This window comes from Candidatus Lokiarchaeum ossiferum (assembly GCA_025839675.1).
GTDB lineage: Archaea > Asgardarchaeota > Lokiarchaeia > Sigyniarchaeales > Promethearchaeaceae > Lokiarchaeum > Lokiarchaeum ossiferum.
Window position 1 is genome coordinate 3,775,851 of record CP104013.1, and the last position, 25,081, is coordinate 3,800,931.

Consider the following 25,081-nt stretch of genomic DNA (forward strand, 5'->3'; position numbering starts at 1 on the left):
CTTTGTGATAAATGTGTATGTTTTTTGCATACTTCTTTAGAAATATCATTAAATGATTCTCAAATCTTGTAGAATTGAGATCAAATTATTACTTTTGTGTGTAATATAAATATGTCAAAATTGAAATTGAACAAAATCAAAAAAGAGGTAGCATATTTGATCTGTCGGAAAAATAAATTATAAATCTTCGACAGAATAGAATTTGATCCATCGCTTGATATTTTTCTCTCGGCATTGTTGATATTTCTTTTCAATCATTGGATAAATTTCTTGAAAATTTTTACTTGTTTCCAAGGAATCAAGTTTTAGTGAATTTAGAACACTAGTTCTCATTCCTGTGAGATAATCTAAATAATGCTGCATATTTTCATACTTGATTGGTTTTCCATGGCCTGGTATATACCATTCTGCTTTGAGATCGATTATTTTTTTTAGTTGTGTGATCCAACCATCTGGGTTACTCCATGTTCCTGTTGAATTGGGGATTCTGTTTTCCCAAAGTAAATCTGCTGCTATGACCACTTTATCCTCTGGAATATAAATAAAAGATGAACCAGGAGTATGTCCTCCTGCGAATACAAAATTGATTTCTATTGAACCATTATGAATTGTAAGTTGCTTTGAAATTCCAAGATCAGGTATTCTGACTTTCATATTCTGGATTTCTTCTGCTCTCTCTGGAAATTTATTGATGTATTTCTTTTTATTTTCCTCAATTTTGGCTGGAATTTCAGATTCCATCATTTTTTGCAAGATTGATGAACTGATAATGGTTGTATCGAAGTATTCCTGCATGCCACCAATATGATCTGTGTGAAAATGGGTCAAAAAGAGATACTTAATTGGTAACTTATATTTTTCTTCAACTGCTTGCCGAAAAGCTTTACCTTCCGTAGGAAGTAAGTTGGCATCAACAATTATTGCGTAGTTCTTACATAGGATTGCTGCTTGATTTACTTGTTCGTAAAAGTTGCAATTAATATCTGATATCACCACATGTTCAGAAATCTGATTTAATTTAATGACCATTTTTTCTCCTCTTCAAAATAATAACTATGTAGAAAGAAAAAAAATGGTTATTTGAATGAGATCAAAAATGTTTTTGGATGCTTTTCCATCGTATTTTAACCACAAATCGAAAATTTCGAAATGATTAGTTTATTTATCAAAAAAGTGATCTCAAGCATTTTTAATAATATTCAAAGAAAAATAGTAAAAAATGGGGTAGATTTTGATAGGATCAAAAAATTATACAATTTTACCTTCTTTTTCTAGCTTAATGACCATTTCATGACCATGGCATTTTATTATTTGCTCTTTAGAGCAATTTCCGTCCTTAAATGAATCTCTTACTTCTGGTAAATCGCATTCACAATCATTTTTATGATCTTTTGTTATTTTTTCATTCATTTTTTATCATCCTCGTAATCTTTAAGAAGAATACATATATTATATTTAATGAAGTATTTAAACTTCAAAGAGTGAAGTGTAGAAGTAACTTTCCAATTGGGAAGTATTGGAGTGAAATTCAAAGATGGATATAAATAATCAAAAAATACAAGCAAATGATTCTGTTGAAAAACATCAATCCTTAGCAGATGCTCCACTTGAATGGCATTGTATATCTAGCAAAAATAATCCTGCTTGTCAAAATAATTGTTTTACAAAGAATATTTTATCTTTATTTGGGAAAAAGCATACTTTACAAATCATTCGGCTTCTTCTGGATAATAAACAATTGAGATTCAATGAAATTCTTAATCAAATTGGTGGAAGTCCAAAAACGATTACAGAACGATTGCGTGATTTAGAAAAAAGAAAACTGATTATCCGGGAAGTGTTTAATGAGATCCCAATGCGGGTTCAATATTCTTTAACGGACGCAGGGAAAGACTTGGAAGATATTTTTGAACGTATTTCGCTCTGGGCTAAAAGATGGATGGATTAATAAAACGCTTAATAAATTTTTCAAATAAATCAAAATTTCATTCACTTTTAGAATTATACCATCTTTCATGTTTCAGTCAAACTGCTTTCTCCCTTAATCAATTTTATATCAACTATGCATTATTGAAAATAAAACTATGTAGATTTAACCTATTTACTATGTATGCTTAACAATTAACAGACAACCTATTGTCTAAGTAGTTTAATTCATGAACTTCCCATTCTGTTTTAATAGCCAAAAATGTTAGTGACTTTTGAATATGAAAAGAATGAGTGACAATGCCCAGTATGTTGGAATTAACATCGGGTCTGTATCAGTCAATGTTGTAATTTCTGATGGTTATGGTGAATTAGAATCGATTAAGGAACCGCATTTAGGAAATCCACAAAAAATATTGGCTGAAATTTTGGATAGTCGTGTATCAGCCGAAGAATCATTTTACGAAGTTTGTGGAACTTTTGGGTCTATTTCGGATAATACTGCAATTGAAAGTGGATTGGTTTCTTCCAATAAAAAATATGATATAGTGCTTTCTTTGGGGGGAGAGTCTTTTACACTTTATATTTTAGATGATCAAAGTCATATAGTGAATATTTTATCTCAAGACAAATGCGCTGCGGGGAGTGGAGAATTCTTCATCCAGCAAATAGAACGGTTGAATCTGTCTTTGGAAGATGCAATTGAATTAGCCGCTAAAGGAAAAAATATTCGTTTAGCTTCTCGATGTTCGGTGCACTGTAAATCCGATATAACACACAAGTTGAATAAAGGTGAAGCTCCATTAGAAAATGTTCTGAGTTCTTTGTTATCAAACATGGTGAACCAAGCCTTAGGGTTAATCAATCAATCAAAAGTAAAGGCTAAGAATATTTTATTGATTGGAGGTCTCTCATTAAATAGTACATTTGTAACAAAACTTCGCGATCGCTTACCGGATGTAAATGTAGATATTACCAAGTTCAGTCCTGTTTATGAAGCCTATGGAACAGCACTTCTTGTTCAGGAAAACCCTCAAAATTTAACCCCCAATCTGAAAATTGCTCATTCTTTTAGCACTTTACCCAACCTTAAAGATTTTGGGCATCTTGTAAAACTAATGGAAATGCCCGAATCTTCTCTATCGAATGATGAGAATAAAGAATATATTTTAGGGATTGATGTTGGATCTACTACTACTAAAGCAGTGGTTATGGAAGAAAAGACATCTGCAATTCTTGGTTCTTTTTATGGAAGAACTAATGGAAATCCTATACAAGCCACCAAAGATTGTCTGCAGGAGATTATTGGTCAAATCGGAGATAAAAAAATCAAATTGGTTGGAGTCACCGGCTCCGGACGCCAAATGGTTGGGGCTTATCTGGGTACTTCAGGAATATTTAATGAAATTTCAGCTCATTCCATGGGTGCTGCCTACTTTGATCCTGAAGTCGATACAATTTTTGAAATCGGCGGTCAAGATGCAAAATATATGTTCTTGCAAAATGAGGTCCCAGTGGACTATGCGATGAATGCTTCGTGTTCAGCAGGTACAGGGTCATTCTTGGAGGAAAGTGCTAAATGCGATTTGAATGTGAAGGTTACAGAAATTTGCGATGTGGCTCTAAATGCTACACATCCCGTCAGATTCAAAGCCGACTGTGCTGCCTTTATAAATTCCGATATTCGAACTGCATTGCAAGAAGGATATGAGCGCGATGATATTATTGGCGGATTAGTATACTCTATATCTAATAATTATCTGAATAAAGTCAAAGGTTCTCGTCCAATTGGAAATAAAATCTTTTTCCAAGGGGGAGTGGCCAAAAATAATGCCGTTGGTTATGCTTTTGCCCAAATAACGGGACGTGAAATAATTATTCCTCCTTTTCCAGAATTGATGGGTGCCTTTGGGATCGCTTTAATGTCTGAGTTCAAATATAACAATCACTTAATCTCTCGAATGGAAGCTTCCACTACTTTATCTTCATTAATTGATACCGAAATGCGACACATTGGACAATTTGTGTGCAAATCTTGTGAAAATTTTTGTCAAATCGAACGATATCAAGTCGGAGAACGTAAATTTCCTTTTGGAGGGAAATGTACAAAGTGGGAACATAGTTGGAAGAAAGATGATAATGTTATTGAAAAAGAAGACTTGGTGGCATGGCGGAATGGGTTCATGTATAATCCTGAAGTTGCGTTAACTGAGATTTCCGGAACACAGAATATCGCAATAAAAACACAAATTGGTATTCCACGGGCTCTTTTGACCCATGCGCTTTATCCTCTTTTCTCTTCCTATTTTACCAATCTTGGTTTTGAAGTTGTCCTCTCAGATATAGAACCTGATGTAGAACTTTTGCCAAATGCTCCATTTTGTTATCCTATTCAAATCATGCATGGGGCAGTGGCAAATTTAGTGAAGCGCGGTATACAGTTGCTCTTTATTCCTTATATTCATAAGTTAAAACGAAGTCAAAAATGGGTAGATTCCACTTTTTGTCCGATTACCTTATCTGCTCCGTATTTAACTTTACCCATATTTGATCAATCCACATTTTTAACGCCTGAATTGGACTATTCCGATGGTTATTTGGAAAATGAAGCCCTCATCGAGCTTGCTCATGACCAATTCAACATCCCTATTGAACAATGTCACAAGGCGTATAAAAAAGCTGCATTGTATCAAAATTCCTTAGAAGCCCAAATTAAAGAAAAAGGGCGGGAGATATTGGATAGAATCACCAACTCGGATGAAATTGGGATTATCGTTGTTGGTCGCAGTTATAATGTCTATCCTGCCGAGACATCACAATCTATTCCAAAGAAGTTGGTGAGTATGGGAGTAAACGTGCTTCCTTTTGATTTTCTTGAACCAGTTTCCAAAACCGATATTTCATGGTATTTCGCGAATTACGTGAAAGAAGCAGTCAATCTGGTACAACAGCACGATAATTTATTTTTACTCTACATTAATAATTATAGCTGCACGGTAGATGCATTCATTCAGAATCATGTACGTAGTGAAATGGCTTCAAAACCGTATCTTTTATTGGAATTGGATGCTCATGTTGCTGATGCGGGAACCCAAACTCGATTGGAAGCCTTTTTAGAGATTATAAAAAACTATCAACTCTCACGAGCGCCAAAACCAATTAATGATTATCAATTATCCAAGGTATTTGAAGAAAATGGAAAACCAGTTGTAATCACATCCGATGGGGAACGAATGGACTTCACCGACGAGCGCATAAAAGTCTATATGCCTTGTTTTTCAGAAATTCATACAGCCTTAATTGAGAAATTTTTGGTAAATGCCGGAATCAATATGGGACATATTGGTGATATCCAACTAGAATATCCTATTGAAGGATTAAAACATTGTTCTGGAAAAGAATGTGTTCCTTTGCCAATCGTTTTGGGACAAATTTTACATATTGTAAAAAATCGAAAACCCGGTGAAATTTCTGGCTATATGATTTTAACAGGAGGAGAACCTTGTGTCGTATGTCAATACAAACAATTTATGACCGAATTTTTGATTAAAAATAAAATTAAAGATGTCTTCTTCTTTGGAATTAACAAGGAATACCATTACATTGGGTTCATGAATAAGGATTTCATCCAATATGCTCCAAAAATGATGGCTCTTGGGGATCTTATACATGAGGTTTCCAGTACTCTCCAAGTTGTAGGAGAAGATGGAGCGATGGATTTGTTCCAAAAATATTTAGATGAATTTCTAGCTGATTTTACAGAAATGCAAAAATCAAATCGGGAAATTGATAAATTTGTTCAAAAGATTAAAACCATTCCCACAAAAATGTCTCCCCAAGATTGTCCTAAAGTGTTACTCGATGGGGACTTCTTTGTTCGATACAGTCCTTTCTTTTTGAAGGAAATGAAAGCTTTGTATGCCCAACACGGAATTATTGTTAAATCGAATGATCTCTTTGAAATTTTCGTAGCGGCCATTCCATTTGGTAGCGTTATTGCGGGACCCAAATATCGAGATAGATATGTAAAGAAAATGCGTGATAACGTCCAAGGAAACCGTAATCTTTGGGATCCTCTAACTCCTGGATTTTATGCGAGTCAATTACTCTATAAGTTAATGACTAGCATTGAAAAAAGACTACGGAAGAAATTTGAACGTACCGGACTCATTGTGTCAAAACCATCTAATGTATTACATGCTTTAAATAAATGTGATAATGGATACAATTCACTCATCTTTGGAGAAGCGACATTGTCTGTTGGACGTGGGATGGAAGTGTTGGAAGATCGTAGTTTTGACGGATTAGTACTAACCGGTCCTCAATATTGTCTTCCTTATAAAATTGCTCAAGGTATTTTGAAACCTCGATATTTGGAACAGCAGCATCCGCTCATGGTATTTGATGCGGAAATTTCAGCTATGTCCCCAAACATGAAACGGTTAATTATTGCTAATATCGAACAAATTAAGCGTCAATTTGCAAAATCCCACCGAAATTTAGTTGGGGAAAGTCCAAGATTGAAAGACAAGAAAGCTATCAAATAAATCTATATACTAAGATGTAGTTGAACTTTCTCAAGTTCATTTTTTTTAGTACTTTATTGTAATACTTAGGTCAATAATGTTATAAATTTCAAAAGAATGACATTTATGGTTAAGGAAGTGATGTTAACGTTCAAGCTAGGATATCCAAGAAAACAACTATTTAATATTATTTTATGTGTATTTTTTGCAATTTTTACCGTTGGGTTCTATTCAGATTTAAATCAAGTTAATGGAATCGTCGAAAAATCGACTACATCTCCAATTTTACACTCTAAAATTCACATCATTGGAAATGAAGGATGGTCAGAATTCAAAAGTGCTGGTAATTGTACTGGATCTGGAACTGAAGCGGACCCTTATTTGTTAGCTGACTGTACAATAGATGGCGGGAATAATGGAACAATTATTTTACTTGAAAATTCAACAGTTTTCTTTAAAATAGAGAATATTACTTTTCAAAATGGAGGAAGTTCCTATCGAGATGCAGGAATTCAAATGTTCCATGTGAATAATGCAATTATTAAAAATAATCGGTTTTTTAATTTCAGTTTTGGAATTTATGCACAATACAGTAATGATACCTTAATCGTAGGGAACGAGTTTCTTGGAGAGCATGGAATTTCTTTAGAATATTGTTTTGAAACAATGATTTATTTCAACACATTCAACACTAATCGTTTTTTTATCTTTTCTTTAAAGCACCATTCCCTCACACATCAGATGTCTAAGGAAGAGTTTGATTATTCCTATGGGGGACAAAATTTTACCAGTCGTCTGGGAAATTATTACTCAAGTGAACCAAATACGGATCGAGACAATGATGGGATTGGAGAATCTTCAATGGTGTATAAAGATGAACATGATGGCTATATTGAGTATGCTGACGATTTTTGTTTGGTAAAACCAATCAGTTACTACACTTTATATGGACCTGCAGCGAAATCTATTCCCGGGTTTTCTGTGTTTCAAATCCTTGAATTATTGGCATTAACGACGATTCTTAGTGTGAATTCTAAAACAAAATTTGCAGTAAAAACTAGGATAGATCGAATCGAGCAAAAAGAGATGTAATTCTGCCAAAATTACTTTATTCCTTTTTTTTTCTTTGCATTTTACTTGGTTTAATCGATTTGGCAAATTCATTACTTTATTGATATGCGGTTATCTAAAAGAAAAATTCTTCTTCTTCTCCAAAACTATTAATTTCAATAAATCTTGTTATTTAATTAAAATGTCCAATGAAATCAGCCAGTTAAAAGTATCTCTTGCTTCCATATGTAAGAAAATCTATCTCGAAAGTTTGGTAAAACATGGAGAAGGGAATGTAAGTTTACGAGTGAAGGATACCAATGAATTAATTATTACTCCAACTGGAAATAATTATAGTAAACCTGAGCCTGAAAATATGGTTCACATGAAATTTGATGGAGAAAAGATCGATGTAGGATTAAAACCTTCTAGTGAATTTTTAATGCACAGCATTATTTATCAAAATCGACCTAAAGTGAAATGCATCCTTCATACGCATTCCCCGTTCGCAGCTTCATTGGCTGTATCTCATAAAGATTTACCTGTCATCATTGAAGAAATGGCTCTATTCTTAGGGGGTGGGGTTCCATGTACAGAATTTGCTAGTGCAGGGACTGATAAAGTTCCTATCGAATCTCTTAACGCCATGAAAGATCAAAATGCTGTGCTAATTTCCAATCACGGTGTTTTAGTGGTTGGAAGTACTTCAGATTATTGTATTAAGACTGCTGTAATTATTGAAAAAATGGCGAAGATTTACATTAATGCATGCCTAATTGGAGAGCCACATGTGATTCCCGATGAAAAAATATTCCATTTGAAGGAGATCTTTCGGAAACGCTATTCTACAGTTTAAAGATTAGTTATTTCTTTTCGATAAGTTACAAATGGTTGTTTGGTTCGGCTTGATTTAGTCTCGATTGCTAAAGTTGGGCAGAGATTGATGCACCCCTGACATCCTTGGCAGAGTTTTTCATTAAATTCGGGATATTTGTCTGAATTCAAAGTTATTGCTCCAGAAGGGCAGATTTTATTTGCACATAGGCCACATTTTGTGCATTTGTCTTGAATCAGTTTTTTTTTTCCAACTAACATTTGCATTTGCCAGCGATGGCTTGAAACTGTTCCTAAAACAGACCATTTAAAGTATTTTTGGGGAGGTATTGATGCAAATTTCGGCCATTCTTCTGTTTCAGTGGATGTTAATTGTGAACACATTTTAGTTGCGAATGCTTTTGCCTTTTCAATGTCTGCTGGATTCACAAGATTTTTGGTGTCTTCAGGTTCAGAAAGGTTTGCCCGCCAAGATCGAATGTTATTTGCGCCCATTCCGACCGTATCACCCAAATAAATCCCGTTATTATGTTTTAAAGATTTATAAATGCTCCATTGCGCATTTCCAGGAGTACCTCCGCAAGTTTGGAATATGAAGTAGGGTTTATTGTTAAGCTTTATGTTTTTTAAGAAATTTGTGAAAACTCTAGGAGACCGCCAAACCCAAACGGCTGCTCCAAATCCGATCAGATCATATTCGTCAAAATCCGTATGGTTTTGACTTCTGTATCGAATGAGTGTGACTGTATGTCCATTATTTTGCATCGATTCAGCTATTTTTTGGGCAAAATAAGCTGTAGCCCCTGTTCCTGAATAGTAAAACAATCCAATTTTTAAAGTTGATTTTAACATAAATAAAACAAATAAAGCGTGAATAAAAAAAAAATTTCTTCATTTTCAAAAAAAAATATCCAATTACAAAAATTTTTTTGTTCCAATGAAATAACTACAATGTGCCAGGTAAACGAAGGAAATCAAATTATGGAATTTGCAATTCATGTGAGCATTTTCAACTTGAAGATCTGGAAAAATGTGCGCAAGGGATTGACAACGCGAAATTTAATGCTCAAACGAAGACCTGTGATATGTATCTTATTAAGCCGGAGTTTGTAGAACGTCATGTGTCCCTTGAAATTCCATTGAATACATCCATGGAATCCCTAACCCCTGAATTTTTCTCTAATAAAATTATTTTTCATGGTATATCAAATTCCAATGATGTTCCTGAAAATCAGATATGGTTATCCGAATATCAAGCCGAAATTGCCCAAACTTATCAGCTCATTGCAAAAACGCTCCTTTTAAATAAATTTCCTCCCTCACTTATCAACAAATCGATTGCTTCTTTAGATATCGAAACTACAAGTTGGATGCCGTCGGCTCAAAAGGGCTACATTAACCATGTGAGTCAATCATATTTGCAATATAAGGCTGATTCATTTCTTATCGCCACTTATCAAATTATTAATATGAATCGGAAACCCGAAAATGTGGGATCTATGTTATTAAAAACATGGAAATTTCTTGAAAATGGTCAATTTCCACAGAAAATTGAAAATTCTGAAGACATCCCCAAAGATAATTCATTAGACATTCAATTGGTTTTTAATCAAGGCTTCGATATTCGGATTCTCAATAACTGTTTCACGAAATTTAAGCTTAATTTGCATTTTCCAGAAAAAATCGTTGATTTAATGAAAGTTCATCGAAATTTAGCCGCTCTAGAAGCATGGTTGGGAAATGAAGTGCAGTTTTCACGAACGATTACTGAGAAGGGAAATTATGGCGAGTATTATACTCTTTTTAAAAAAAAGCAAATTGAACCCATTTCAACATACAATATCATCGATACTTTAACCCCCCTTCTAGCATATATTTTGAGAAATAAAGATTGATCATTTTAGCTCAGAAATGGATTTAGGGTGATACTTTTTTTAATTTGATTTGTGAAATTATATATGAACAAGCAAAGATTGAACTTTCCGAAGTGAAATTTTTTATTTAATATCAGTTGCTTGGTTAGAGGTGTAGATTTGGAAAATATCAATTATATTCCTGATTGGGCAAAAAATGCTGTGTTTTATCATATCTACCCATTTGGATTTTTTAACACCCCAAAATATGGAAAAGATGATCCAATCACAACCCCTCGCCTAGAACTTATTCGGGATTATTATGATCACTTCGTTGAATTAGGAGTGTCTGTCATCCAATTTGGGCCAATTTTCGAATCTGTGCGTCACGGCTATGATACAACAGATTATATGAAGATTGATCATCGATTGGGTACGAACGACCTTTTTAAAACCATTGTAGATGAACTCCATGATCGAAATATTCGGGTGATTGTTGATGGGGTTTTTAATCATGTAGGGAGAGAATTTCCTTCCTTTAAGGATATTCAAGCCCATGGGGAGACTTCTTGGAGGAAGCATTGGCATTATGTCGATTTTGCAAAAGATAATTCCTATAAAGATGGTTTTGATTATAAAAATTGGGAAGGTCATTATTCGCTTGTAAAATTAAACTTGGAGCAGCCGGATGTGTGCAATTATTTATTTTCCGTCGCTCAATATTGGTTGGGGGAGATTGGAATAGATGGATGGCGGCTGGATGTGGCCTATATGATTCCCAACTTTTTTTGGTATGATTTTCGAGACATTTGTAAGAGAACCAAGCCCGATTGTCTCTTAATTGGTGAGATGATCCATGGGCCCTATTCCAAGTGGATTGGTCCGAATACTTTGGATGGAGGGACAGGTTACGAAGTCTATAAATCACTTTGGAGTTCCTTCAATCATGCTAACATGCATGAACTTAAATCAAATCTCGAACGCTCCTTTCATCCTGAATGGGGCTTAAATAAAGATCTTACTCTAGTGAACTTCTTAAGCAATCATGATTCGAGTCGAATTTTGTCACAGTTGGATGAGTATTTGCACATTTACCCTGCTGTCTTATTACTATTCACACTTAATGGAATCCCAAAGATCTATTATGGCGATGAAATTGGATTACGTGGAATAAAAACAGCAATTTCCGATGAGGCTGTCAGGCAACCAATGCCCAAGGTTCCCTTCAATATAACAGAGGAAAATCGTGCTCTTCTAAATCATTATAAATTTTGTATTCAAATTCGAGGGGATCATCATGCGTTGAAATATGGAAATTTGATTCCTCTGTACGCAAATGAACACATTCTTGCATTTCTCCGAAAATCTTCGCGTGAAACTCTTTTAATAATCATCTCCAGTGCTTTTGAAACTATATCGTGTAAAATTCCCTTACATAACCTTGGAATGGAAGGATATCGATTTGTGGAACAATTAGAACAAGGAGGGTCACAAGAATATTTGGTAGTGAATAATCAATTAAGTCTCCCGGAAATATATTCATGCTGGGGTCGAATTTTGCAGTTACGACAGTAATTCCCAAGCGAAGAATGTTTTTAATTCAACTAAAAAAAAGAATATGTGTTGTGAATAATAGGGATTTGAACTAGTTTAATTGAGCTCCACAGTATGAACAAAATTTGATATTGGGATCCTCAATCATTTCTCCACATCCAGAACAAGTTTTTAGGGTAGATATTGAATGTTCTTGATCAGAAGCAATGGTAGCTCCAGAGACCATTGTTTGATTTTGGAGTTGAGTAGTTTGTTTTTGATTATGCAAATAGTTGGCTGTTTGCCGAATCGCACCAGAGAATACCCCAATTAATGGAAAATAGGCCCACCATACAACCCACCATCCAAATGCTGTCATAATTACAAGCCAAATCGCCGCACCCGTCCAAAATCCTATTATTTTGCTTACAGGTGATTCTTTCATTTCCGCCATATGTTCATCGAATAACATATCGCAAGATCTCCTAATAATTTTATCTAATTCAATCACGAGGCAGAATGTAGGTTTGGGTGCATTTTTTGCTCTTTTCTTACTTCTCTTGATCTAACAATAAGTTTATAGGTTTGCTTAAGTAGATTTGGATTTAAAATCTGTGTTTTTATTGGCTGATTTGCAAACTTTGCATACATACTTTTCTCTTTTAAACTTCACTGGATTTACTGAGCCACATTTTGGACAAATTTGACAACTTTTCTTCACTGGTCCACCATCAATAAATGATTTAGTTGGATTAAACCAAAATTTTATTTCCCGCCATATGTTTACCATTCAATTAGTCACTACAACTAATATCTCAGTTATTAATATAAATTTTTTCGACCAACTTTTGAAACTATATCGCATAAGATTCCCTTAAATAACCTTAGAATGGAAGAATATCCATTTGTGGAATAATAAGAACAAGGGGGGTCACAAGAATATTTTGTTGAGAATAGTCAATTGATTCTCCCGGATTTATATTCATATTGAGGTCGAATTTTGCAGTTACAGTTATATTTTTTTCAATTTTGGGTAGCGAACTCTTTTCCTGAAAGAAATTTTTTTAGAGAGAAATTTTGAATATTACGTTGGTCAGCAACAGACTTTCCAAGATTGTTTACCATGTATAAAATTCCAAATCCAGCAAATATTAATGAAAGCATCTCGGAAAAATCGTTTAATGTAAATCCATCTTCGGCTCCAAATAGCGCATTATACTGAACAAACGCAGTGATTGAATAGCTCCATAATATTGAAGAGTAAAATTTGGAAGTATCAATCTCTTCCCTTAAATCGATTTGATTTCCAATACTTTTCAATAATTCCCAAAGCGCTAATAATGAAAATACAATTAGATCCAAAATCAACGGTAAAGATGATCCTTCAGGTGTTAAAATGGACAAGATATCTTGAAAAATGATATAAATATTGTAAATTTGTAGTATTGGAATAATAAAAAGAAAGAATCCCTTCATTTGCCGATAAAATGGAGTATCTTTTTTTCGGATAACAAACAGGATTAGGATTGCAACAATAAGAAATGAAACTGTGGTCCATGCCCAAAATTTGTAGGCATAAGGAGAGATCGTGTTAAGTTCATCTGAAAGTATATAGTTTTTAACATAAACAATTCCGAATATTACGATGACACTTTCAATGGTAATAAACCAGAAGGGTTTTACTTGACGATTCTCAAAATGAAAAGGTTTGCTTAATTTTTGGACAATGGGGGCACTGTTTCCAATAATAGATAAATTCTGCAAAATATAGGCTCCTATACCGAATAATGGTATAACAATAATACTGTAGGGGATGAAGAAATAAAATATGAAGGCACAAACTGCTGAAATTAAAAGAAACAAGAAGAAAACTAATTTGTTTTCCATTTTTTTTTCTAATAATTGATGTATTATCGTGAAGAAGAGTAGGGTTAATTGCAATAAGGAAAATATTAGATCTATCAAAACACGAAGGACTTCGTCCAAATGAATCCATTGGGATTCATCAGTATAAATGGGATTCCAAATCGGAAAATAAATAAGTAGGACTAGCCAGATTAAAAATAGTAGTTTCTTTGAAAATCCTTCCCACATAAAATTTCGGAACACGAAAGCGATTTTTTTCGGTTTTTCTTTAATGTCAGATATTTTTTCCCGCAAGCTTTTTCCCATTTTCTTCTCACTTTTCCATTACCAATGACAAGCAACTGGTGTTATTTATTTTTTTTAAAGGGATTTGGTCCTATTTTTTTAAGAATCTTGACATACTCATGAACAATTTCAGTCAGTTCTGCACCTTCACTTGCAGAAATATGTCTTAACCAAACTCTGTTTGGATTAATTCCAAATTGTTGGATATACTTAGAAATCATTGGAATCCGACGCACCGTTTTGTGATTTCCATTAACATAATGACAATCACCAATGTGACACGCTCCAACTAATACTCCATCGACTCCTCTTTTCAGAGCAGCTAGCACCATTGCAGGTTCTACTCGGCCTGAACACATTACTCGCATTACACGTAAATTTGCGGGTCGTTGCATTCGAGAGGTTCCCGCTTGATCACAGCCTGTATATGTACACCAATTACAAAAAATCCCCAAAATGAAAGGTTCAAAATCATTATTCAATGCTGGATCACTATCTGAAACTGTCTCCAAGTTTTTCCCTATTGTGTCGGTCATTTTAAGTATCTCCTAGAATAGAGTTAATAATAGCCATTAGTTGGGGGGTAGAAAAATGATTCTGGGTTATAGCATTGCTTGGACAAGTACTAACACAAGTACCACAACCTTTGCATTTAATGCTATTTATTTCTGCTTTGTTTATTGATTGATTAAACGATATTGCTCCAAATGGGCATTGTTCGATACAGGAACGGCATCCCGAGCATAATCCCGTTTCTACAAATGAATAATAGGGTTCCACTTCAATTTCCTGTTGAGCCATCAAGGAAGCTGCACTCGCTGCAGCAGCTTTTGCTTGAGCCACCGCATCTGGAATATCCTTAGGGCCTTGAGCAGCTCCTGCCATAAAAATACCCTCAGTCAAACTATCAACCGGTCGCAATTTTGGATGAGCTTCCAAAAAAAACCCATCTGCTGAACGTTGAATGGTAAGCTGCGTACTCAGCTGTTCTGCATCATATCTCGATTCCAGACCAACGGATAGAACCACCATATCTACTTGAATTTCGAGGGGTTTTCCAAATAAAGTATCTTCTCCTCGGATTATTATTGATTTATTCTCTGGATTTTCTGCTAACTCTGATACTCTTCCACGAATGAATTTTATTCGATAATCTCGGGAAGCACTTTCGTAAAACTCTTCATATCCTTTTCCAAAAGCGCGAATATCTATATAAAAGATATAAATCTCCGCTTCTGGATGTTTTTCTTTATATTGACGAGCTTGTTTAATTGCATATAAACAACACACACGGCTGCAATAGGGGTGACAGCCTGCTCGTGTATCTCGGCTTCCCACACATTGAATCCATGCTATAGAGTGAGGTGCTTTATTATCGGAAGGTCGGGCAGGTTTTCCCAATGTGGGTCCTGTGCTACTAAGAAGACGTTCCATTTGAAGTCCATTAATCACATTTTCATATTTGCCATATCCATAATTGTGCAAGTATTGCGGATTAATTACATCGTAACCCGTCGTTACAATGATTGTTCCAACATCGAGGTCTAATATATTATCGTTATCATCAAAGTTAATTGCTCCAGGCTCGCAAACATCTGGTCGAGAACAAATTCCGCAGTGAATACAATGGTTGAGATCAATCGTATATTTTCCCGGCACCGCTTGAGGAAATGGTATATAAATGGCTTTACGGGCATTCATTCCCAGATCAAATTCATTTCCTATCGAAACGGGGCAGTATTGGACACAAGCTCCACATCCAGTGCATTTTTCCTGATTAACATAATGGGCTTTTTGCCGAATAGAAACTCTGAAATTGCCGACATATCCATCGATTTTTTCAACTTCTGAGTATGATAAGATTTTAACTTGTGGATTTCGGGAGATTTCAACCATCTTAGGTGTTAAAATACATGCAGAGCAATCCATTGTTGGAAATGTTTTATCAAGTTGTGCCATATGTCCTCCTATCGAGAGATCTCGTTCCACGAGGTAGACTTGGTAACCTTGAATTGCCAATTCAAGTGCGGAAAATATTCCCGAAATTCCTGCTCCAATAACAAGGCACGATGGCAAAACTTTAACCTTTTGTGGGTATAGCGCTTTTAGTGCAGCTGCTTTTCCAATTTGCATGCGTAAATGGTCTTTTGCAATCCGTGTTGCTCCAGGAACATCATACATATGAACCCAAGTCGCATGTTCTCGAATGTTGGCTTGAACAAAATAGTAAGGATTTAATCCTGCTGAAGCCAACACTTGACGAAAGGTTGGTTCGTGCATTCGCGGACTACATGCTGCAACTACTACTCGATTGACTAAATCATCTTGTATATCTGATTTAATCATATTTTGTCCCACTTCAGAACAAAAAAATTTGTATTGGCGAGCGACAGAAACAAAGGGCAGTGTTTTTACAAATTCAACTAAGAGATCAACATTAATAACGCCCCCAATGTTCAAACCGCAATGACAGATATATACTCCAATTTTTATCTCCTTCTGAGTAAAATCTTTCTGAGCAGATTTCTTCTTCGACAACACATATAAATGTTGAAGTAGACGTTAATAAATGTTCAATTACCTTACTGTTAAATAAATAAAGTTCGATCAATAATTTTCCCATTTTGGAGGACACACAAATTTGATTCATAACATTTCTTCGCTTGATTTAAAAAAACTGCTTGATATATCGATCTATTGTTATACGTGCAATGCGTGTAGTATGGTATGTCCTCTAAATCTGGTAAAAGATTTTTCTCCTCGCTATTTCTTATCCCAATTGAGGTTAAACGGGTTAAAAGATATGGATTCTTTTTTAGCTGATAATGAAGATATCTATAAGTGCATCACTTGCCAACAGTGTATGACAGAATGTCCAATGTCTAAACCAGGTGAAGGGATGAATATCGTAGAGATTATCCGTATTTTACGGGAATACTCATTCGAAAATAAGCTCAATGCGAAAGAACTTCAACAACATTGTACCCATCAGTCAATGATGCAACTAAATTCCACTCTCCATAGTCAATCCGCATCAGTTATTAATCGCATTGATTATATTAGGTCCGATCCTTCACTAAAATTTACTGATACAGGTGAAATTGGTTTGTTCTTAGGATGTTTTCAATTTATGGAAGATCTGTTTGAAATACCTAATCGTGAATTTACTGATATCGCCCGAGGTGCTATAAAGCTTTTAAATCAAAATGATATTGTCCCTGTTATATTAGAAACAAAGTGTTGCGGCCATGATCTATATTGGATGGGAGATACAAACAATACAAAAAGATTAGCCGAATTCAATGTGCAAAAATTTAAAGACGCGGGAGTCAAAACCATCATTACAGAATGTGCTGAAGGATACTACATGTGGAAATATGTGTACCCCAAATTGGTGATTGAATGTGATTTTAAAGTCATCCATTTCAGTGAATATATTATCCAGAGCGAGTTACTCAAAAAAATGTTTATGCATCCATTAAAAATGAAGGTTACCTATCATGATCCATGCCGTCTTGGACGCTTAAGTAATATATTTGAACCTCCACGACAAATTTTATCCATTCTACCCGGAATTACCTATTTAGAAATGAAACACAATCGCACTACCTCATTATGTTGTGGTGTATCAGCCTTTCTTGATTGTAATGCAGAAAAGAAAGTGTTCAGAGAGCTTCGAATACAAGAAGCAATGGATATAGGTGCAGATTATATCGTCACTACTTGCCCAAAATGTATTGTTCATTATAATTGTTATCTGAAAGAAGTATCCACAAATATTCAAAATAGCCAGAATCCCAATGACCAAGATTCAAGACCATTGCCCAAATTGATCGACTTATCTACTTTCCTCGCCAAATATTTTATGTTAATATGATCAAATCACCAAGAAATCCCTAAAAAACCACGGAGCTAAACAAATGAGTCCCCAAGAAAAACCAAAGACAATAACTAAGCCAGGTATTGATACATCAAAAGTTGAAAAAATCATTCAAAATTATATAGAGAACAATGGAAATGCGCTGACAATTTTGCAATCCGTCCAAGAATCTTTTGGTTATTTACCCTTCGAAGTTATTGAACATATTTCCGAAAGAATTGGCATTCCCCTTGGAAAAATGTATGGTATTGCCACATTTTATGCCCAATTCAAATTTCATCGAAGAGGCAAATATATTATTCAAATTTGTGATGGAACGGCTTGTCATGTTAAGGGATCAATGTTATTGGAAGAATTCATTACTAAAGAATTAGGGATTAAACCCACAGAAACTACCTCGGATAATTTGTTTTCTTTGGAAAAAGTGGCCTGTTTTGGATGTTGTGCAATTGCTCCAGTTGTTTTCATTAATAAAGATGTCTATGGCAATCTAACACCAGCAAAATTAAAGAAAATTTTTAAAAAATATCGTAGAATGGAGGCCACTCCTTGAAAAAGCAGAAGATTGAAATTATAGTGTGTTGCAGCACAGGTTGTAATTCCCTTGGGGGGCAAGAAATATATGAAGAATTAGAAAAATGTATTAAAGACTACAAACTCGACAAACATGTGAAAGTTAAACCCACTGGTTGCCATGGATTCTGCCAAACAGGTCCTAGGATGTTGATCAATCCAGAAGGTGTGCTGTATGTATATCTAAAAAAAACTGATGTTAAAAAAATCATTGAACAACATCTCATTGGGGGTAAAATCGTTGAAGAACTCACGTACAAAGATCCTGTGACAAAAAAAACCGTCCAAAAACGAGATGATATCAATTTTTACAAGTATCAAGTATCAATAACAACAAAAAATTGTGGTAAAATTAATCCTGAAGACATCAACGATTATTTAGCTGTTGGAGGGTACGAATCCCTAAAAAAGATACTTCAAATGAAACCAGATCAAGTTATTAAAGAAGTCTCAACCTCACGACTTAGGGGAAAGGGAGGGGCTGGATTTCCAACAGGAACAAAGTGGTCCTTTCTTGCTCAAGAAGCAAATACTCCAAAGTACTTGATATGTAACGGTGATGAAGGAGATCCTGGTGCATTTATGGATCGCACAATTATGGAAAGTGATCCTCAATCGGTGATTGAGGGAATGCTTATAGGTGCGTATGCAACCGGAGCTTCTTCTGGATTTGTGTATGTTCGAGCAGAAAAACCCCTTGCCGCCTCTCGGATGGCGAAAGCTATTGAACAAGCTCAAGAACACGGTTTTTTAGGCTCTAATATACTAAATTCTGGGCTGGATTTTGATCTTCAGATTAGAAAAGGGGCTGGTGCATTCGTATGTGGAGAAGAAACCGCTCTTATGAGTTCCATTTTAGGAAATAGAGGTAGTCCGCGCCCACGCCCACCATATCCCGCTAATTCTGGATTATGGGGTAAACCTACAAATATTAACAATGTGAAAACTTGGGCGACTATTCCGAAAATTTTTGCCATGGGGGCAGAGAATTATGCAAAAATTGGAACTGCAGATTCATCGGGAACTGCTATTTTGTGTCTCTCGGGGAATATCAACAACGCGGGATTAATAGAAATTCCAATGGGTACCACTATCCGCAGAGTTGTTTATGATATTGGTGGGGGGTGTCCCAATGGAAAAAAATTTAAGGCGATACAAATTGGAGGACCATCCGGGGGATGCATTCCAGAACAATATCTCGATGTGGAAATGATCGATACACAAATTGATTTCAAATCGATCACTTCTTTAGGTGCAATCATGGGTAGTGGTGGGTTAATTGTCCTTGATGAGTCTACTTGCTTAGTTGATATGGCCCGCTATTTTATCCAGTTCACTCAAAATGAATCCTGTGGAAAATGTGTCCCGTGTCGTATAGGTACACGCAAGATGCTTCGTATTCTCGATAGAATCGTCACGGGGCAAGGCTCTTATGAAGATTTAGATGAATTAGAATCTTTGGCATATACTATTAAAAATGCCAGTTTATGCGGCTTGGGGCAAACGGCTCCAAATCCCATTATTAGTACTCTTAAATATTTCCGTGATGAATACGAAGCCCATATTAAAGGAATATGTCCTGCTTTAGTGTGTAAAAATTTGATTACTTATCACATTTCTGATGAAAATTGTATCGGATGCGGATTATGTGCCAAAAATTGTCCAGTAAATGCAATTCAAGGGGAATTGAAGAAGAAATTCCACATTGATACTAATCTCTGCATTAAATGCGGATTGTGTTTTAGTTCCTGTCATAATAATGCAATCTATAAAAAAACAGGGGGAAAGTAGATGGAAAATCAATCACTTATCATAGATGGGAAAGAAATCGAGTTTTTTAAAGGGGAAACTATCTTGATGGCTGCCGAGCGTGCAGGAATTTATATTCCTCGATTATGCTATATCGATGGAATGACCCCTTATGGTGGATGTCGCTTATGTATTGTTAAATTGGTCGGGGATCTTCGTCCAATTCAGCCTTCTTGTTCAACTCCTGCAAAAGCAGGAATGAATATTATTACAATTGATGAAGAACTTCAACGTATGAGAAAAGATATTATACAATTGATGATCAGCGAACACCCGAATACTTGTCTGGTTTGTGGTCATAAAACGGTTTGCGAAGATTACCAAACTCAATTCAAAAAAAACCCCGAGAAACGGGTATTTGGCTGTTATAACTGCTCTCAAAAAAATAAGTGCGAGCTCCGAGAAATTATCGACTACATCGGAGCGAGTGATTTGACTCAAGAATTTGAATATAAAAATTATGAAATTGAAAATTTGGACCCTTTTTTTGAAAGACATTATAATTTGTGTATCGTTTGTGGGAAATGCGTGCGAGTTTGTGGAGAACTGCGGGGAATCAATGCGATAGATTTTTTTGGTCGGGGACATGATCTCAGGATATCCACTCCAATGAATATGCTTCATATTGAAACTAACTGCCAATTTTGTGGGGCATGTGTAGATATCTGTCCTACCGGAGTCCTCGTCCCTTTAATGCAGACTTGGACACGAACACGTGAGATTTTCACCAAATCGATTTGTGGACATTGCTCGATTGGCTGTGGTTTAAACTACTACATGGAAAATGAAGAACTTGTGGAAACTATTCCGAACAAAAGCGCAAAGATCAATAAGGGTCAAGCGTGTGTTTTTGGACGGTTTTGCATTCCTGTTTTTAATAGGCGAAATGAAACTCAGTTTCACACTCCTTTGATTCGTTCTGACAATATTCTAAAACCAGTCATGTACAATGAAGCATATTCCACTTGTATCACGATGCTTCGGAAATATTCTCCCGATGAAATTGCAGTGCTAGCATCTCCAGACCTATCAAATGAGAGTGCTTTTATTTTAAATCAATTTGCATCAAAAGTATTAAAAACATCCAATATAGCAACCATTTGTGATAACAATTGCTTAGAAAATTTTCAATTATTAACAGCGATTCCTCGATCACTTGATCATATTCCAAAATCTGATTGGATTTTATTGGTTGATGCAAATCCTCAAGTATCCCACCCTCTCATTTTAATTGATATAAAGAAGGCTAAGGATCTCAATAAGACGATAGTAAGCTTAAAACATTCGCCATTGAAAATTGCGCCAGAAACAAAATGGTTGCTGGATGAAGAGTTGCTATTATCAGAAGATAGTCTAATTTCTAAGCTTAGTGAATTTCAAGAAGGAATTGGGAGTATTCTGGTCGGACCTCAAACAACATCAAATATTTTCATTAGTCTAATCAATCTTTGCCTTAAAAACCCGAATATTAATTTGATTCCATTACGATCTCGAGCCAATTTGGATGGCGTTTTCCAATTTATCCCTCAAACAGAAGATCTTGTATACAATGCCATAAAGGAAAAAAAAATTAAAGTATTGCTAACCACTGAAAGAATCTCCCCCACATTGGCCAAATATGTGGAGAACATCATTTTATTAGATATTTTTCCCTCGGATTTTTCCAATAAAGCGAATATTATTTTTCCAGTTACGACATTTCCCGAATCATCAGGAACTCTTACGAATATTGAATTTGACAACCAACGATTTTATGCAAGCGTTACACCCTTTCGCGATGCAAAACCCGATTGGCAAATCATTTGTGAACTTGCTCAACAAATGAAGACAGAAGGGTTTAATTATACCAATGTGCAGGATATTATGGAAAATTTACCCATGATCCCAAGTGTTCAAATTACTGATCTAAATCTTCTCCTCCTAAAAAAAATGTCCCTCCAATATGGAAAACCAATCAGTTGGGATGATTTTGTCTATAGAGGAGAGAAAATTTCAAATCGTGTTCCAGATTTGAAGAAAATCATTGAATATCGAAAAACAAAGAATCCGGAGTTAATTGCTGGAGTCCTAACTGCAAGTCAGGATGAAACAACTGGTTTAATTGAGATAGAAATTGATGGGAAAGGTATGGTGAAGGTTGGGACGCAATTCTTCGGGTTGGATTCTATTAAATCAATCATAAAAATTGCGCATCTTTCAAATTATCGTTTGAAAATTATCGTTGATGCATCTAATCCTAATTTCAGATATGTAGATCGCCATAAATTTTGTATGTGCAACAATTACAAAGCAAATTTGAACGAATCTCATATTTTAATTGATTTTGCTCCATCGTTGTGTGATATGTATCTTCGAATTCCCCAAGAAGGGGATGAAATCCTAAAGAGTGTGGATGGACTTATTATGGTTGATAGTAGATACACAAACATTACTGAAGAAGAATATCACGAATTTGTTCAAATTGGCGATAGTAAAACCAAAATGCAAGAGCGAGCACTGCATCGAGCCCATCAACTTCTCAAAGATGAATCTATCTATTATTCATTGAATCATATTCAGACCCAAGAAAAATCGATGCTTCGACCAACATGGGGCGTTTGGAATAAAAAAGTGCCGGAATATAAAGAAACAACTTCTTCTATAATACAACAAACTCAAAAAGTAGTCCTTGTTGATCAAGATTTATGCATGGGATGCAGAACTTGCGAGAAATATTGTAAACACGAAGCAATTTCGTATGTGTTGATCAACCAAGATGTTGGAATATTTAAGGGAAAAGAAATGCAAAAAGCAACCATCGATGGCACAAAATGTTATAACTGTTCGAAATGTATTTCCCACTGTCCAGTAAATGCCATATATATTCGTGAATGGCCGGTAGAAGAAACATCCTTGAAATAATGTAGTAGAAAAAAAAGAGTTTGGCAATTAGCTTCATCGTTGCAAGATGCATCATGTTTACTCGAAGTTTTTAGTAAACGGTCATCTGACTAATTGTTCATTTATTTTTTGCAAGTGGTGGTGTAGAGGTAGTTTTGTTGAGATTTGATAAAGAATTTCTTCTTTATCGCAGAGCATTGACCAAAATTCCATCGATTAAATCGTTGTAATGTTCTCCTCGATAATATCTAAGAGTGATCGCTTCATTCGCGCACACAGATGCACATAAACCACATCCTCGACAGATAATGTTATCCACAATCGCTCCTTGTTCAAGATCGATCGTGATGGCTTGATATGGGCACGTTGCAGCGCACATACCGCATCCAGAACATTTCTCTGTATCAGTAATTGCTCGAATTAAATCGATTCGATATTCTCTATTGGCTAACAATTTACACATTGATGAAGATGCGCCTTTAGCTTGCATAATCGATTCTGAGATGTCTTTAGGACCATGACAAGCTCCTGCTAGAACGATTCCGGGAACATCTGTGTCAACTGTATTTAATCGCTGATGGAATTCTTTCAAAAATCCATTCGAACTTAATTGCAACCCAAGCAATTCATTCAAGGAGGCAAAGGATTTAGAGGGAACCATTGAAGTTGACAGAACAATCATATCAAATTCGAATTTCTTGATTGTATTATTTGGATCCAGAGAATCTTCCATGATCACAGTTAGTACTTTGGATTGGGGATCCTCCTCAATGGATACCACTTTGGTTCGAATAAAGTCAACCCTTGCTTTTCGTGCTTCAAGGTAGTATTCTTCATAACCCTTTCCTGCGGCACGAATATCTATATAAGATACTACAACCTCCATCTCCGGATTGTGGGATTTAGCTAATTTTGCATTTTTGATTGAAACCATGCAGCAGACGCCCGAGGAACAATAAATATTTCTTTTCATATCCCGTGAACCAACACAGTTGATGAAAAGAATACTCTTTGGCGGTTGATTATCACTTGGCTTAACGAGATGACCAACTACCGGCCCGTTGGGGGCCAATAATCGTTCAAAGGTCACTTCCGTAATAACATTGTCATAAATCCCATAACCTAAATATCCTATTTCGGGGATGAATTCATCCCATCCTGTAGCGACAATAACGCCCCCGAATTTCTTGGTTATTTTAGTTTCCGTTTGGTTGAAATCTATTGCTTTTAATTCACATACATTCACACAGTTTCCACATTTGATACAGACTTTCATATCAATTTGTGCTTTTGAGGGAACGGCTTGTGCAAATGAGATGTAAATTGCTTTTCGTGGATCCATTCCTTGGTTAAATTCACAAGCACCAATTGTAGGGCACACTTCAAAGCAAGCACCGCATCCATTGCAATCTTGAGTCGTATATCGAGGTTTTTGAGTGATTTCCACTTCAAAGTTTCCAACATATCCACTAAACTTAGTTATTTCAGCAAATGTATACATTTCAATGTTTTTGTTCCGTTGGGCTTCCAACATTAACGGACCCAAAATTCAGATAGAGCAATCATCAGTGGGAAATGTTCTGTCAAGCATCGCCATCTTCCCCCCAATTGTAGGTTTTTCTTCTACTAAACACACTCGAATTCCTTGATTGCCTAAATCTAGCGCTGATTGCAAACCTGCGACTCCACCTCCTATCACTAAAACTGAATCTGTGATTGGAACTATAAGTTCAGGGATATTTTCAAGTTTGTGGGCTCGAGAAACACCTGCAGAGATTAAATCCTTCGCTTTTTCCATTGCTGCATCTTTAGTCTTTCGATGCACAAAGCTACAGTGTTCTCGGAGATTTATAAATTCTAAAAACGCTGTATCTATGCCTATCTCATCTAAAACGGCTCTAAACACGGGTTCATGTGTTTTAGGTGTACAAGCGGCAACAACAATTCGATTTAAGTGAAAATCATCCACATTCTTTTTGATGAAATCTGCCCCCCCAGTCGTGCACATTGATAAATATTCATCTGCCATCATAACATTTGGTAAATTCTTAGCATAGTTGGCGAGT

General features: G+C 35.6%; 19 protein-coding genes. 10 read left to right on the forward strand and 9 right to left on the reverse strand.

What is annotated here, in order from left to right:
- Positions 1-177: 177 nt before the first annotated feature.
- Positions 178-1,029 carry an MBL fold metallo-hydrolase gene (locus NEF87_RS15920; RefSeq protein WP_457916599.1) on the reverse strand — a complete coding sequence of 284 codons (852 nt, stop codon included), beginning with the start codon at positions 1,027-1,029 and terminating at the stop codon, positions 178-180.
- Between the two features lie 219 nt (positions 1,030-1,248).
- The gene (locus NEF87_RS15925; RefSeq protein ID WP_457916600.1) at positions 1,249-1,410 is read right to left on the reverse strand and encodes a hypothetical protein; all 162 of its coding nucleotides are present in this window, start codon (positions 1,408-1,410) and stop codon (positions 1,249-1,251) included.
- A gap of 124 nt (positions 1,411-1,534) precedes the next feature.
- On the opposite strand from NEF87_RS15925, the gene NEF87_RS15930 reads away from it, so the two are divergent.
- From NEF87_RS15930 to NEF87_RS15945, 4 genes are all read left to right on the forward strand, one after another.
- On the forward strand, positions 1,535-1,948 hold the full coding sequence (locus tag NEF87_RS15930; protein ID WP_457916601.1) for a winged helix-turn-helix transcriptional regulator: 414 nt from the start codon (positions 1,535-1,537) through the stop codon (positions 1,946-1,948).
- Positions 1,949-2,216: 268 nt separating this feature from the next.
- Entirely contained in the window at positions 2,217-6,473 is a 4,257-nt protein-coding gene (locus NEF87_RS15935; RefSeq protein WP_457916602.1) for an acyl-CoA dehydratase activase, read from the forward strand.
- Between the two features lie 105 nt (positions 6,474-6,578).
- Positions 6,579-7,544, forward strand: a complete 966-nt coding sequence (locus NEF87_RS15940; RefSeq protein ID WP_457916603.1) for a NosD domain-containing protein — start codon at positions 6,579-6,581, stop codon at positions 7,542-7,544.
- 160 nt (positions 7,545-7,704) lie between these two features.
- A complete protein-coding gene (locus NEF87_RS15945; protein WP_371802395.1) occupies positions 7,705-8,358 on the forward strand; it encodes a class II aldolase/adducin family protein in 654 nt (217 codons plus the stop codon).
- On the opposite strand, the gene NEF87_RS15950 is transcribed toward NEF87_RS15945, so the two are convergent.
- Complete coding sequence (locus NEF87_RS15950; protein WP_457916604.1) at positions 8,355-9,188, reverse strand: EFR1 family ferrodoxin; 834 nt, start codon at positions 9,186-9,188, stop codon at positions 8,355-8,357. The genes NEF87_RS15945 and NEF87_RS15950 overlap by 4 nt on opposite strands.
- 101 nt (positions 9,189-9,289) lie before the next feature.
- Between NEF87_RS15950 and NEF87_RS15955 the strand changes: the two genes are divergently transcribed.
- Both NEF87_RS15955 and NEF87_RS15960 read left to right on the forward strand, forming a co-directional pair.
- On the forward strand, positions 9,290-10,231 hold the full coding sequence (locus NEF87_RS15955; protein ID WP_457916605.1) for a hypothetical protein: 942 nt from the start codon (positions 9,290-9,292) through the stop codon (positions 10,229-10,231).
- A 138-nt stretch (positions 10,232-10,369) separates the two neighbouring features.
- Positions 10,370-11,764, forward strand: coding sequence for an alpha-amylase family glycosyl hydrolase (locus NEF87_RS15960; RefSeq protein ID WP_457916606.1), 1,395 nt, complete (start codon positions 10,370-10,372; stop codon positions 11,762-11,764).
- Between the two features lie 70 nt (positions 11,765-11,834).
- Here NEF87_RS15960 and NEF87_RS15965 read toward each other — a convergent pair whose 3' ends face one another.
- From NEF87_RS15965 to NEF87_RS15980, 4 genes are all read right to left on the reverse strand, one after another.
- The gene (locus NEF87_RS15965) at positions 11,835-12,194 is read right to left on the reverse strand and encodes a hypothetical protein (protein ID WP_457916607.1); all 360 of its coding nucleotides are present in this window, start codon (positions 12,192-12,194) and stop codon (positions 11,835-11,837) included.
- 551 nt (positions 12,195-12,745) lie between these two features.
- Positions 12,746-13,894, reverse strand: a complete 1,149-nt coding sequence (locus tag NEF87_RS15970) for a hypothetical protein (protein ID WP_457916608.1) — start codon at positions 13,892-13,894, stop codon at positions 12,746-12,748.
- 41 nt (positions 13,895-13,935) lie between these two features.
- Complete coding sequence (locus tag NEF87_RS15975) at positions 13,936-14,409, reverse strand: hydrogenase iron-sulfur subunit (protein ID WP_457916609.1); 474 nt, start codon at positions 14,407-14,409, stop codon at positions 13,936-13,938.
- A 1-nt stretch (position 14,410) separates the two neighbouring features.
- Complete coding sequence (locus tag NEF87_RS15980) at positions 14,411-16,414, reverse strand: 4Fe-4S binding protein (RefSeq protein ID WP_457916610.1); 2,004 nt, start codon at positions 16,412-16,414, stop codon at positions 14,411-14,413.
- 100 nt (positions 16,415-16,514) lie between these two features.
- Here NEF87_RS15980 and NEF87_RS15985 point away from each other — a divergent pair, with 100 nt between their 5' ends.
- Genes NEF87_RS15985 through NEF87_RS16000 form a run of 4 tightly spaced genes read left to right on the forward strand, consistent with a single transcriptional unit; the run spans position 16,515 to position 23,036 of the window.
- On the forward strand, positions 16,515-17,750 hold the full coding sequence (locus tag NEF87_RS15985) for a (Fe-S)-binding protein (protein ID WP_457916611.1): 1,236 nt from the start codon (positions 16,515-16,517) through the stop codon (positions 17,748-17,750).
- 43 nt (positions 17,751-17,793) lie between these two features.
- Complete coding sequence (gene nuoE / locus NEF87_RS15990) at positions 17,794-18,306, forward strand: NADH-quinone oxidoreductase subunit NuoE (protein ID WP_457916612.1); 513 nt, start codon at positions 17,794-17,796, stop codon at positions 18,304-18,306.
- A complete protein-coding gene (locus NEF87_RS15995; protein WP_371802408.1) occupies positions 18,303-20,117 on the forward strand; it encodes an NADH-quinone oxidoreductase subunit NuoF in 1,815 nt (604 codons plus the stop codon). The genes nuoE and NEF87_RS15995 overlap by 4 nt, the downstream gene beginning before the upstream one ends.
- A complete protein-coding gene (locus tag NEF87_RS16000; protein ID WP_457916613.1) occupies positions 20,118-23,036 on the forward strand; it encodes a molybdopterin-dependent oxidoreductase in 2,919 nt (972 codons plus the stop codon).
- Between the two features lie 163 nt (positions 23,037-23,199).
- Here the strand turns inward: NEF87_RS16000 and NEF87_RS16005 are convergent, their stop codons facing one another.
- Both NEF87_RS16005 and NEF87_RS16010 read right to left on the reverse strand, forming a co-directional pair.
- The gene (locus NEF87_RS16005) at positions 23,200-24,549 is read right to left on the reverse strand and encodes a 4Fe-4S binding protein (protein WP_457916614.1); all 1,350 of its coding nucleotides are present in this window, start codon (positions 24,547-24,549) and stop codon (positions 23,200-23,202) included.
- A 15-nt stretch (positions 24,550-24,564) separates the two neighbouring features.
- Entirely contained in the window at positions 24,565-25,047 is a 483-nt protein-coding gene (locus NEF87_RS16010) for an FAD-dependent oxidoreductase (protein WP_457916615.1), read from the reverse strand.
- Between the last annotated feature and the right edge of the window lie 34 nt (positions 25,048-25,081).